The 12,019-nt window shown below is 76.0% G+C and carries 9 protein-coding genes; 4 read left to right on the forward strand and 5 right to left on the reverse strand.

The genetic code is table 11. The annotated features are described in order from the left end of the window. The 4 genes from ACTIDRAF_RS0222205 to ACTIDRAF_RS0222220 all read right to left on the reverse strand — a co-directional run. Window positions 1-2,671, reverse strand: a 2,671-nt coding sequence (locus ACTIDRAF_RS0222205; protein WP_157163202.1) for a CHAT domain-containing protein, incomplete at its 3' end; no start/stop codon positions are given. Beyond that, window positions 2,668-3,159: a hypothetical protein gene (locus ACTIDRAF_RS0222210; protein WP_016700910.1), complete on the reverse strand. Its 492-nt coding sequence runs from the start codon at window positions 3,157-3,159 to the stop codon at window positions 2,668-2,670. The genes ACTIDRAF_RS0222210 and ACTIDRAF_RS0222205, both read right to left, overlap by 4 nt. Next, the gene (locus ACTIDRAF_RS30535; RefSeq protein WP_039788850.1) at window positions 3,149-3,763 is read right to left on the reverse strand and encodes an RNA polymerase sigma factor; all 615 of its coding nucleotides are present in this window, start codon (window positions 3,761-3,763) and stop codon (window positions 3,149-3,151) included. The genes ACTIDRAF_RS0222210 and ACTIDRAF_RS30535 overlap by 11 nt, the downstream gene beginning before the upstream one ends. A gap of 121 nt (window positions 3,764-3,884) precedes the next feature. Next, window positions 3,885-5,108, reverse strand: a complete 1,224-nt coding sequence (locus tag ACTIDRAF_RS0222220) for a S8 family peptidase (RefSeq protein WP_016700912.1) — start codon at window positions 5,106-5,108, stop codon at window positions 3,885-3,887. A gap of 368 nt (window positions 5,109-5,476) precedes the next feature. Here ACTIDRAF_RS0222220 and ACTIDRAF_RS0222225 point away from each other — a divergent pair, with 368 nt between their 5' ends. Together ACTIDRAF_RS0222225 and ACTIDRAF_RS0222230 are read left to right on the forward strand one after the other, a co-directional pair. Then, window positions 5,477-6,493: a hypothetical protein gene (locus ACTIDRAF_RS0222225; RefSeq protein ID WP_157163203.1), complete on the forward strand. Its 1,017-nt coding sequence runs from the start codon at window positions 5,477-5,479 to the stop codon at window positions 6,491-6,493. 1,043 nt (window positions 6,494-7,536) lie between these two features. Continuing rightward, entirely contained in the window at window positions 7,537-8,343 is an 807-nt protein-coding gene (locus tag ACTIDRAF_RS0222230; protein ID WP_016700913.1) for a protein phosphatase 2C domain-containing protein, read from the forward strand. A gap of 16 nt (window positions 8,344-8,359) precedes the next feature. Here the strand turns inward: ACTIDRAF_RS0222230 and ACTIDRAF_RS0222235 are convergent, their stop codons facing one another. Further along, entirely contained in the window at window positions 8,360-9,778 is a 1,419-nt protein-coding gene (locus ACTIDRAF_RS0222235; protein WP_083886578.1) for a glutamate-1-semialdehyde 2,1-aminomutase, read from the reverse strand. 153 nt (window positions 9,779-9,931) lie between these two features. On the opposite strand from ACTIDRAF_RS0222235, the gene ACTIDRAF_RS30540 reads away from it, so the two are divergent. Then, window positions 9,932-10,756 (forward strand): WecB/TagA/CpsF family glycosyltransferase, encoded by an 825-nt coding sequence (locus tag ACTIDRAF_RS30540; protein ID WP_016700915.1) that lies wholly within the window; start codon window positions 9,932-9,934, stop codon window positions 10,754-10,756. Beyond that, complete coding sequence (locus ACTIDRAF_RS0222245) at window positions 10,753-11,967, forward strand: glycosyltransferase (RefSeq protein ID WP_016700916.1); 1,215 nt, start codon at window positions 10,753-10,755, stop codon at window positions 11,965-11,967. Before ACTIDRAF_RS30540 ends, ACTIDRAF_RS0222245 begins: the two co-directional genes overlap by 4 nt. Window positions 11,968-12,019 lie beyond the last annotated feature (52 nt).

Below are 12,019 nucleotides of genomic sequence, written 5' to 3' on the forward strand. Positions count from 1 at the left end.
CGAGGGCGGCCGCCGGCGGCTCGCCTCGCGCGAGGTTGCCGTACAGGGCCGCCATCGTGGCCGCCGTCCTGCCGTCGGGCACCGGCAGCACGCTCGCGATGAGCGTGCTGGCTCCGCCCGCCAGCACGGTCGCGGCCACCCCGGTGAGCGCGCCGCCCGGCCCCACCGACGACAGACCGAGGTCGCAGGCCGCCAGGACCACCAGGTCCGGCCAACCGCGGCGGTCGGTGCAGGCGAGGTCGTGGCAGTACACGGTGCCGTCGGCGAGCACCAGCCCGGAGAACAGCGGGCGATCGCGGCGGAGAGCGCCGTGGCCGGCAACGTGCACCAACGACGCGTGACCGGCCGCGGCCAGGACGGCGGGCGCGGTCGCCTCCCGGCCCACCAACGTGCGGCCGCCGAACCTCCTGGCGAGCACGCGGACCTCCCGCTCGGCGGCGGGCAGTCCGGGCCCGGCCACCCACAACGCCGCGCCGTCCACCCGCACGGCACCGCGAGACCCACCGCGTTCCCCTTCCGCCCAACGGCTGGCGGAGGAGGCCACGACCACCGGTCGGTCGGCCAACCCCGGCAGGGCCGCCCACGGCATCGGGTGCAACGGCCCCACCGGAACCACCACCACGGCCCGATCGGCCAGCACCGCGCGCAGCGGCCCCAGCAGGACGCCGTCCAGCCTGGCCGCCGACCGTGCCACCGCGTCGGCGGCCGTCCTGCGGAGCCGGCCCCGTGGGGTGGCGGCCAGCTGGACGAGTCCGGCCCGCAGGTAGCCGACCTCCGCCGCGATCGCCCGCTCCGCGCCGAGGTCGTACCAGCGGGGGTCGGCACCGGCCACCACGGCCGCGGCGAGCAGGCGGCCGCCCACCCGCGAGAAGCTCACCAGGCACCGGTCCCCCAGCACGTCCGAGAGCACCGCCGGCGACACCGGCGGGCAGGGCGCGCACCGCCGCCCACGGGCACGCCGCAGCGCCTGCTCGACCACCGCCCGCTCGGCCGGCCCGGGCGGCTCCTGACGTCGGACCCGCCGCACGGCCCGCAGCTCGGTCAGGCGGCGGCGCAGCAGGATGTCGTCCCGTGCCGCGCGTCCGGGGGCGGCCCGCGCCGTGGTCACCGCCGTTCCCGCCGGCCGTCCCGGTGTGGCGGCGTGCCGGCCGCCCCTGCACGGGGGCTCCCGGTCCTCTCCTGGACCGAGCTCCTCCGTCCGCGCCCGGTGCCGCTCGACGAACCGCAGGGCCGCGCCCGGCTCGCTGACCCGCAACGCCGACACCAGGCCCGCGGTGGCGAGCTCGGCGCTCACCGCGAGCGCTCGGCCCCGCAGCTCCACCGGCCCCCGGAGCGTGGGGTCGGCGTCGACGACCCTCATCCCCGTGGTCGCCACGCGCACGCCGCCGGCCGCGTCACCCCGTGCCAGCGCTCGCAGTCCCCGGGCGAGCAGCCCGTTCGCGGTCACCAGGCGGTCGCCGCCCGAGTACTCCTCGGCCGTGGTGCTGGCCGCGCGCAGCACCCGGTCGGCCACGTCCGCCGCACCACGGTCCGCCGCCAGCCGCCCCACCGCCAGCAGCAGTCCCACGGCGACCGGGTGCCAGCCGTGCCGCCGGCACTCCACCGCCACCCGCTCGGCGACCACCAGGTCCCGGTCGTCGGGGTCGCCGAGCGCCAGGGACGCCCGGCACACCAGTGCATCTGCCAACACCGCCCACGCGGTACCACGACGGGCGCGGTTCAGCCGTCCCGCCAGCCGCGCGGAACCGAGCGCGAGGTCGGGCCGCCCCCGCGCCAGTTCGCAGGCCGCCCGCGAGACCAGCGCCTCGGCCCGCACCACGTCATCACCCGACCCGGCGGCCCGCGCCACCACCTCGTCCAGCGCGTCGCCGGCCTCCCGGAGGAGGCCGGCCGCGATCAGCGCCTCCGCCCGGTCGACCACCGCTCCCGGGTCCCCGAGCTGATCGCCGCCCCGGTTGGTCGGTCCGTCGAACGCGCGCAGCGCGGCCGCCACATCCCCCCGCCGGAGCGCGAGGAACCCCCGGTTGTGCCGGCAGGCGGCGACGCGCGGGCCTTCTCCCAGGGCCTCCCAGAGGCGCTCGGCGCGTCGCAGGCCCCGCTCCCCCTCGGATTCCCGTCCGAGGTAGCCGCAGGCGACCGCTCGGGCGCCGTACCCGGTGGCGAGCCACCGCCGGTCGCCCCGGGCGGCCAGCGCCCGCAGCGCGCTGTCCAGCCGTGCGACGGCTTCGGTCCACTCGCCCAGGGCGCAGGCCACCACGCCCCGCAGACAGCCCGCCCTGGCCCGGACCGCCGGTTCCGCGCGACGGGTGAGGTGGTCCAGCTGCGCGAAGCAGGTCTCGGTGTCCCCGAGCCGGAGTCGGGTCCAGGCCGAGGTGAGCCGCAGCGACGGCTCCGAGGCCGTTCCCGGACCACCCCTGGCCCGCACGGCGGCCGCGCGCGCCGCGCCGAGGCAGTGGTGGGCTCGCTCCGGCTCGCCCAGCTCCAGGAAGGCCAGCGCCCGAGCGTGCTCGACGAGGGACCGGTCGGCGTCCGACGTGCCCGGGGTGAGCACGCGGGCGGACTCGTCGAGGACCCGCCGGGGCTCGGCGGTCGCCCGGCGCAGCAACCACACCGGGGACGGCGCGCCTCCCCCGCGCCCGGTCCTCGGGTGCCGCCGGGCGGCCGGGCTCATCGCACCAACCAATCGGTGGACAGCGGTCGGTCGTCCCGGCGCACCAGCATCACCTGGAGCGGCCCGGCGGGGACCTCGGTGGTGAACCTGCCGTCCCGGTCGAGCTCGACGAACACCGAACCGGTGGGGTGCAGGACCCGGATTCCCCCTCCCGGGCCGGGGGACGGGGTGACGAAGCCGACCACCCGGAGCAGATCGCCCTCGGCCCAGTCCAGGTCGAGGCTGAGGGTGACGCCCTCCCCGGTGAAGGCCACGGGCCGCGCGCCCACCCCGGACCCGGACCGGCGGAGGACGGGGGTGGGGCCGGCGAGGAGCTGGTCACCGAGGCGACGCAGCCGACCAGCGCTGGTGGCGGCGCGCCGCCGCCCCACCTGGTAGGCGGCCAGCGCGTCCCGACGCGCGCGCTCGGGCATCGGATCGGTGGTGCGCAGTGCGGCGGCGAGGATGTCGAGGACCTCGCCGGGGGCGTCGGGGCGCTCAGACCTCACCTCGCCCTCCCACGTCCTCGCGGCGGGACGGCTGGTCCGAGGGCGTCGCGCCGCCCAGCCGTTCGCGCAGGCGTCGCAGGCAGCGGCCACGCGCGGGGCCGATGCTGGCGAGCGGGACGTCCAACGCGCGGCTGATCTGCCGGTAGCTCCACTCGGGGGCGAAGGCGAGCGCCGTCAGCAGCCGCTGGCAGCGGTCGGGCAGGGCTCGCAGGGCCCGCCAGACCCCGGCGCGTTCATCGCCGAGCAGCGCCTCGACCTCGGCCGAGCGGACCTGGCCGTGCCAGGGGGCGATGTCCGCGCCGGCTCCCGCCAGGACCTCGCCGTGCCGCTCGCGCAACAGCCGGCGGGCCGCGTTCCTGGTGGTGGTCACCAACCAGCCGGGCAGGCGGGACGGGTCCCGCACGCTGGCGAGGCGTTCGGCCAGGGTCAGCCACGTCGTCTGCGCGACGTCGGCGGCGTCGGCGGCGTCGAGCCGGAACGACCTCGCCACCGCCCAGACGAGTTCGGCGTACTCGTCCACCAGTTCGCGCCAAGCCCCCTCGTCGCCCGCGAGCGCCCGCTCCACGAGTCCTGGTGCCCTGCCCCGGCTCGGCCGTCCCCGCATCCCACGCCTCCTCTCCGCTCCTGATCAGGACGCGGGTTGGAGGCGTGGGAAGCCGCCCCGGCTCCGGGCCGGGACGAGGACCGCCCGAAGGAGTGAGCGGGGACGGCCCGTTCGCGTTCCCTCAGCGTGGCGGGAAGTGCCGCAGCACCTCGGCGCGGGCGTCCTCCGCCGTCAGGCCGGTGCGGTGCAGCAGCGCCAGCTCGGCCGCGATCCTCGGGGCGGCGAAGGAGGTTCCGCTCCACCGGGCGAAGCCGTACCTCCGGTGTTCCGTCCCCGGCGCGTGGTACCCCGCTCCCGGCCGCAGCTGCACGAAGCTGGAAGCGACGTCGACGCCAGGAGCGGCGGCGTCCACCCAGGGCCCGTGGTTGGCGAAGTCCGGGCGACGGCCCTCCGCGTCGGTCGCGGAGACGGCCAGCACCTCGGGGAGGGCCGCCGGCCAGAACGGCCGGTCGGAGCCCAGGTTCCCGGCGGCGGCGACCACGGTGGCGTCCCGGTAGGCGAGCACCTCCCGGCGCAGGAGCGGCGGGCAGGCGTTGTCCGCGGTCAGGCAGCCGGAACTGAGCACGACGGCGTGCACGTGCTCCCCGCTGCCTGCGGCACGGCGGCGTACGCGGCGGAGCCCGCCCATGACCGTGATGTCGTCGGTGATCCCCAGGGACGACAACACCCGCTGGTGGCGCAGGGTCACCCCTGGCGCGTGTTGGAGGAGGACGCCGGCGATGAACGTGCCGTGGCCGGCGTGCCGGTCCTGGCCCGCGTCGTCGTCGGCGTCGAGGACCTCGGGGGACAGGCCCCACTCGGAGAACCAGGTGCGGCCGGCGAACCACGGGTGGGGGTCGAGGCCGGTGTCCAGCACGGCCACCGTCACCGGCGGCTCCCAGACCTCGTCGGCGGGCTCGGGGGGTACTGGTTCACCGGGCCGGCCCAGCTCGGGGCCGACCGGCGCCGGGGTGCCCTGGAGCAGCGGGGTTCCGTGGAGCACCGGGCTGCCGAAGTGCACGTGGTTGGGCTGCGCGGACGACGTTCCGGTCGTGCCCGCCGCCCGCGCGGCCTCGGCGGCGAGCTCGACGCAGCGACCACGTTCCGCCGGGCGGAGCCGGAGCCGGGTCACGCCGAGGTGGTCGTGCGTCTGTTCCCCGTCCATCCAGCGCCGGAGCCCGTCCCGCACCCGTTCGACCTTCTCGGCGGCGACGAGCAGCTCACCGCCCCGGACCACGCACTCCGCCGGGCCCCCCGGGTCGTGCACGACGAGGTCCGGGTCGTAGGGACGAAGCTGTTCCACCAGGTCGGGCAGCGGCTGCTGGGACTCGGCGGCCGGTCCCACCGGAAGGTTCGAGATCGTCATGCCCGCCAGCTTGCCAAGATCGTTTTCCGTCACCGGCCGGACGCGCCCGCCCGGTGATCGCTTCACCCGAGGTGGTGAGTGCGGGTACGCGGGCATCCCGGCGGCGGGCCGGCGCGCTCAACCGATCAAGCCTGCTTCCAGGCGTGGATCACCCAGGGTGACCCCCGTGTCGGCTGTCCCTCAACCGGTGCGGATCGTCCGCCTGTACGAGTGGTTGGGACAGGGGACACTCGCGTTGCGGACGGCGGGAGCGGACGATGTCCATGTCCTCCGCGACGCGACCCACCCCGACGGCGGTACGCACCGCCGAACCCTTCGAGGGCGCGTGCGGAACGAACTCAGGTGAAGGCAACCAACAGGTGGTAATGGTGAGGGTGGCCAGCACCGCGACCGCGGCCCGCCGCGGGCGGCTGCTGCGGGCCGTCGGGCTGCGGATCCTCGCCGCCGCCGGGGGACTCGTCGTCGGAGCCTGGCTCGGCGCGAGCACGGCCGCCGCCGCCACCGACGAACTCGGCGCGCTGCCCACCGGCACCGCGCCGCCACCCTCCCAGTCCGACCGCCCGCCCGGGGCGACCCACCCCGTCGAGGACCTGATCGCGGCCGCCACGCGGGCGTTCGAGGACCGCATGAAGGACCTCCCCGACCAGCTCCAGGGCCTCCAACCCGAGCCTCCCCTGGTCGAACCGGTCCCGGTGGAGCCACTCGTCAGCACGCCACCCGGGCAGGAGCCCGGCCCGGCGCTCCCGTCGCAGTGGGATCCCGTCGAGGAGGCGCTGGCCTCCGCTCCCGCCGTTCCCGAGGTGTTCCTGGCGGCGCGGCCCGGCCTCCCCGACGAGCCACCACCCGACGACGCGGCGGAGCACCCCGAACACGGCCACGCGGTGACGGCGACCGCGAGCGAGTGCGGCACGGAAGAGGAAGAACCCGCGCCTCCGGCCGGCGAGCAGCCCGCTGCTCCCGCACCGGAGCGCACGGCGGACGAGGAGGCGGCGACGCCCGGAGGCGCCCACGGCGGTTCGGTCCCGTCGCCGGGCCGCGCCGGCGTCCCGGCCGACCCCGTCCGCCGGGAGGCGCAGCCGGCACCAGCCAGGGCAGGGCACTCCCCCTCGCCAGGTCCCGCTTCGACGACCGGCGCAACACGGTCGCCCGGGGAGAAAGGCCGCCCGAGCGCCCCCGGCCCGCCGCGAGAGCCGGCCGGCCGGCCGGCGCACGCCATCAGCCCGGCGAGCTCCGCCGTCGGCCACGACGGTGGTTGCCGCACCATCTCCGCCATGCTCACGTCCACGCCGGACCTCGACGAGCCCACCCTGGTACGGGTTTCCCGACTGGAGGACATGTCGCCGTCGACGCACCTGGCGAGACGTCCCGCACCGTCGCCCGACTGAGACGGGTGTTCACTCCCGCTCCCCGCCCGACGTCCCCGATCCCCACTCCGCTGACGCGGCACCGTCGACAGTCGACAGCCGGTACGGTCGACAGGCGTTCGCCGCCGGCGAACGCGGCTCGGTGGGCGGGGTCCACCACTCCATTCGAGACATCCCCAACCTCCGAGCCTCCGCCACGGCGGTGCCTCGGAGCTGCTCCAGGGCCCGCCCGCGCGCGAGACCCACCTGGTCGGGACTGGAGCGAACCGGCGAGGGCTGGTTCGCCGACCGGCACGTCGAGGGGCCGTGCCGGCCGGACCACGCGGGGTGGGGAGCACACGCTCCCCACCCCGCCACCACCCAGCGAGACCGCTCCCGGGCCGTGGCCGCGCCCCCGCACGACGATCCCGCGGGGAGCCGAGGACCTCCAGGATCCAGCGGACCCTGGCGAGCTCCCGATGCCACCGCCGCCGGAGCGGCACCAACGACTCGCGACCGGCGCCGGCAGGGCACCGGCCCCGTCCCGGACGACACCGAGGAACTCGCCCTCGGCCCGCACGGCCGGGTCCAGTCCGCGTCCCGCGAACGCCTGGCGACCCGCCCTCGCGCGCACCCTCTCCCGCGTGCTCCCGAACGCGGTTCGGCGTGCCACCGCCTCGGGCGCCACCCGTTCCTCCGCCCCGCCCCACCTGGCGCCACCCGCCACTCGGGCGAGCCGCACCGGCGCCGGCGCCGGCCGAACGACCACCGCGCTCGGCCGTGCGAACCCGACTACACCTGGCGCCGCTACGCCTGCGCGTAGCTCGCCAGGTCGTACACCTCGGTGACCGGCCCCACCGTCGACCGAGGACTTCCGCGACGCCGAGGACCGCTGGGCCACCGGGACCGCCGAACACGGACCCTCGACCCGGTCACCGCCCGAGGTGGGGGCTACCCCCGGAGACTCCGCAGGCCAGGGCCCCGGCCGGACACCACCGGGAGGGAACCGTTCTCGGCTCGACGTCCGTTCTCCTCCCGCTCCACGGGCGGGGCGCCCGACCACCTCCCGTGGCTAGGCTGGCCCCATGCCCCACGTCGAGGTGGCCGAACGGCCGGGCCGGGACCACTCCGAGGACCGGGTGGTGGTGCTGCCGAACGCCGTCGCCCTGCTCGACGGCGCCACCTCACTGGAGCCGGGAGCGCGCACCGGGGGCTGGTACGCGGAGCGCCTCGCGTCCGAACTGGCCGAGCTGCTCCCCCGGGAGGAGCTGGGGCTCCGGGAGGTCCTGCGCGCCGCCATCGCCTCGACCGCCGCCCGGCACGGCCTGGTGCCGGGCGACTCGCCGTCCAGCACCGCCGCGCTGCTGAGGTGGACGCCGACGTCCGTGGAGGCGTTGGTCCTCGCCGACAGCCCGGTGGTGGTCTTCACCGGGACCGGCTACCACCCCGTCACCGACGACCGGCTCGCGCGGCTGCGCTCACCGGGGCGCGGTGGGTTCCGGGACCGGCTGCGCTCCGGGTCGGGGTACGACGAGGAGCACTGGACGCGGCTGCGCGCCGCCATGCGGGGGACGGCACGCTCGCGCAACGTCGACGGCGGGTTCTGGGTCGCCGAGGCCGACCCTGCCGCCGCCGACCGCGCCGTGACCGCCCGGTGGCCGAGGGCCGAGGTGCGCGCGGCGTTGCTGGCCAGCGACGGTGTGTCCTGCGGAGTCGACGACTACGGCCTCTACCGGGGCTGGCCGGAACTCCTCGCCGAGGCGACCTCGGCCGGGCCGCAGGCGGTGCTCGACCGGGTTCGGACCGCGGAGGAGGGCGATCCGGACGGACGGCGGTGGCCCCGGGCCAAGCGGCACGACGACCAGAGCCTCGTCGTCCTCCGCTTCGGCTGACGCGGAGCCGAGCCGGTCACGACGTCCACCCCGGTCCCGACGGGGCGGCGGGCCGTTGTCGCGGGCTGGCGTACGAACGGAGCGCCGGCGCCACCGGGGCCCCCGCCACCAGCCCCTCCGTCGAGCCCGCCTCCAGGGCACGCCGGTACACGGTGAGGGCCGAGCGGACGGCGGACGCGGTCTGGTCGAGCTGGTCGTCGGTGTGGGCGGCGGAGACCACGAAGGACTGGCCGAGGACCCCGCCCCGCAGCAGCCCCGCGAGGAAGAGCGTGCGGAAGGACTGCGAGGGCACTCCCCGCGCGTCCGAGGTGGTGAAGACCAGGCAGGACGGCCGGCCGACCGCCGCCACGTGGTCGGCCACCCCCAACTCGTGGGCCACCCCGTTGACCAGCTCCGCGAGCCGGGCTCCCCGCCGCTCCATCACGGCGATCGGATCGGTCTCGCGGTACACGCGGGCCACCGCGCGGAACGCCGTCAGCCCGACGGCCTCGGCTCCGTGCGTCGTGGACAGCAGGAAGGTCCTCGGCGCGGCCGTGGCCAACCCGCCCAGCTCCATCAGCTCACGTCGTCCGGCCAGCGCGGCGATCGGGAAGCCGTTCCCCATCCCCTTGCCCCAGCAGGACAGGTCGGGGGTGACCCCGTAGAGCGCCTGGGCACCTCCCGTCGCCCACCGGAAACCGGTGATCATCTCGTCGAACACGAGGACCACGCCGTGCTGGTCGCACAGGGCGCGCACCCCGGCGAGGAAACCCGGTTCCGGCTCGCGCAGGGCGGTCGCCGGTTCGAGCACGACCGCCGCGATCTCCCCGGGGTGCCGGTCGAGCACGTCCGCCAGGGAGGGGAGGTCGTTGTACCGGAAGCCGACCGTGAGCCGGCGGGTCGCGGCCGGCACACCGGCGTTCATGGGCACGGTCCCCACGAACCAGTCGTCGGTCGAGAAGAAGGGCTGGTCCGCGCAGATCGCCACCAGGTCCCGACCGGTGGCCGCCCTGGCGAGCCGGACCGCGGCCGTCGTCGTGTCCGAGCCGTTCTTGGCGAACTTCACCATGTCCGCGCCGGGCACCATTGCCAGGAAGTCCTCGGCGGCCGCGAGTTCCAGTGCGGTGGGCCTGCTGAAGTTGACGCCGTCGGCCAGGCACGCCCGGACGGCGTCGACGACGGGCGGGTGGGCGTGGCCGAGCGTCACCGACCGGAGACCGCTCCCGTACTCCACGTAGGAGTTCCCGTCGACGTCCCAGACCCGGGCGCCCTGCCCTCGGACCAGCACGGGGGCCATGCCCTCCGGGTACTGGTCGGAGCCCCGGGCGTAGGTGTGGGCACCCCCCGGCACCAGCTGGTGCAGCCGGTCCTGCATCCGCCCGGACCGGGCGAGGTGGGTACCGGCGAACCCGCTCACCGAACGGACTTCGAACTCGAAATTCACACTATCTTTCATCCGAATCGCCGATCCAGTCGGAGATTTACCTTAATCTGGTAGCAGTGAGTTGTTTTTCTCATCGCTTCATCCCCCATTGGGTTCGACAGTCTCACTCGATAGTTGAAGGAGTGGCACGGCTGCTTTCGGACGTGAAAGCGGCACGATGTTCGCATGCGCGCGTCCGTCCCGACGACATCCGTTCTTGGCGTTCCCGTCGCGAACCTTTCCGTTCCCGAGGCGATCTCCGAGATCAACCGGCTCCTGGTCCGACCGGAGCCAGCGGTGCTGTGTTTCGTCAACGCGCACGCCGCCAACCTGGCGCACCGCGACCCGGCCTACCGCCGGGCACTGCTCGCAGCCGACCTGGTGCTCAACGACGGGTCCGGAGTGGAACTCGCCGCACGCCTGCAGGGAACGCGGTTCCGGGCGAACCTGAACGGAACCGACCTCATCCCCCTCGTGCTCGACCTGGCCGCACGCCAGGCACACCGGGTCTTCCTGCTCGGCGGGCGGCCCGGGGTCGCGCAGAGCGCGGCCCGGGCGCTGACAGCCCGGCACCTCGGCCTCCACGTCGTCGGGCACGCCCACGGCTACTTCCCGCCCAGGGCAGCGCACACCGTCGCCGACGCGGTGCGAGCGAGCGGTGCGGACCTCCTCGTCGTCGGGCTCGGCAACCCCGCCCAGGAACTGTTCCTCTCCGCCCACCTGCGCAGGACCGGGGTCCGGTTGGGCATCGCCGGGGGTGCGTTCCTCGACTTCGCGGCCGGCCGAGTTCCTCGCGCCCCCCGCTGGATGCGCGAGGCGGGCGTCGAATGGGTCTTCCGGCTCGGCCGGGAACCCGGTCGCCTCTTCCACCGGTACGTCGTCGGAAACCCCCTCTTCCTGGCTCGGGTGGTGCACGAGCGGTGCTTCCCCCGGCGGTCCGCCCCGCTCCCCGCGCCCGAGATCTCCCACGAGCCGTCAGCCCGTCCGTCGCACAGGAGAGTCGAGCAATGAGCGCGAACCAGATCTGTTTCGTCACGAGCTACCCGCTGGAACGGCAGGACCTGGGCGGTGGCAGTTGGGTCGACCGGCGCCTCGTGCGAACCCTCCAGGCCGCCGGCCACGAGGTCGAGGTCGTGTGCGTCACCGGCCCGCCGGGGCAGTGGACGAGCGAGGGCGTGGTCCAACGGTCCGCCGGGTCCGTCCCCCTGGAGATCCGGCACGACCGGCGGCGGCTGTGGGGAGTCGCCGCCGCGATGACGGCCTCGACGCAGCCCTACCTGTGCCACAAGTTCACCTCCGCCGAGGGCTGGCCGCAGGCGGCGGGACTGCTCGCGGAGCGGGCGACGGGACGGACGGTCCTGACCAGCGGGTGGCCCGCTCTGCTGCTCGCCGACGCGGCCCGGGTCCCCGTCGCGGGACACGTGGCGCACAACGTGGAGTCCGCCGTCGCGGCCGAGCACGCCCCCCTGCCGCTCAGGGCGCTCGGCGAGGTTCCGCGCCTCCGCCGCGCGGAACGGTGGCTGCTGGGACGGGCCGGCCGGGTGCTGGCGCTGTCCCGGACGGACGCCTGCACCTTCCGGGAGTGGGGGGTGCCCGCCACCGCGCTCCCCGTCCCCCTGACGGCCGCCCCCGTCCCGGACGAGCCCTCCGTGCCGGCTGCCAGGACCTCCGAACCGCCCTGGGGCCGGACACCGGTCCCGCCGCTGCCGGAACGACCCAGACCCCCTGCGGTGGTGGGGTTCATCGGCAAGGCGGGGTGGCCGCCGAACACCAGGGCGATCCGCGCACTGCTCGGCCCCGTCCACCACCGGCTGACCCAGTTGGGCGTTCCGGTGGACTACGTGCTCGCCGGGCGGGGCACCGAGGCCGTCTCGGACCACCCGAGGGTCGTGGCGACGGGCCGGGTGGCCGACACCGCGGACTTCTACCGCCGGGTCGGCCTGGTGGTCGTTCCCCGGTTCGGCGCGAGCACCGGTGTCAGCGTGAAGGTGCTCGAAGCCGCGGAGAACGGGGTGCCCGCCCTCGTCCCGAGCGCGCTGGCGGCCGCGATCGACCCCGCCGGCCCCTGGCTGGTGGCGGACGACACCGACGCGATGGCCGCGGCGATCGCCCGGTGGTGGCGGCTCGGGCAGTCCCCGGACGTCAGCTCCTGGGTGCGCGCGCAGGACTCCGGCCAGACGCTCGCCGCTTTGGACGGTGTCCTCCCGGTGACCAGCGCCTGAGTCCGCGCGGGCCGGCCGGCGGGGACCACCGTCAGCCGGCCCGCGCCTCGCC

This window comes from Actinoalloteichus spitiensis RMV-1378 (assembly GCF_000239155.1).
Taxonomy (GTDB): domain Bacteria; phylum Actinomycetota; class Actinomycetes; order Mycobacteriales; family Pseudonocardiaceae; genus Actinoalloteichus_B; species Actinoalloteichus_B spitiensis.

Coding starts and splice junctions, on each gene's coding strand:
- ACTIDRAF_RS0222235 (WP_083886578.1), bottom strand. CDS start 9,778: ATGAAAGATAGTGTGAATTTCGAGTTCGAAGTCCGTTCGGTGAGCGGG.
- ACTIDRAF_RS0222230 (WP_016700913.1), top strand. CDS start 7,537: ATGCCCCACGTCGAGGTGGCCGAACGGCCGGGCCGGGACCACTCCGAG.
- ACTIDRAF_RS30535 (WP_039788850.1), bottom strand. CDS start 3,763: ATGCGGGGACGGCCGAGCCGGGGCAGGGCACCAGGACTCGTGGAGCGG.
- ACTIDRAF_RS30540 (WP_016700915.1), top strand. CDS start 9,932: ATGCGCGCGTCCGTCCCGACGACATCCGTTCTTGGCGTTCCCGTCGCG.
- ACTIDRAF_RS0222245 (WP_016700916.1), top strand. CDS start 10,753: ATGAGCGCGAACCAGATCTGTTTCGTCACGAGCTACCCGCTGGAACGG.
- ACTIDRAF_RS0222220 (WP_016700912.1), bottom strand. CDS start 5,108: ATGACGATCTCGAACCTTCCGGTGGGACCGGCCGCCGAGTCCCAGCAG.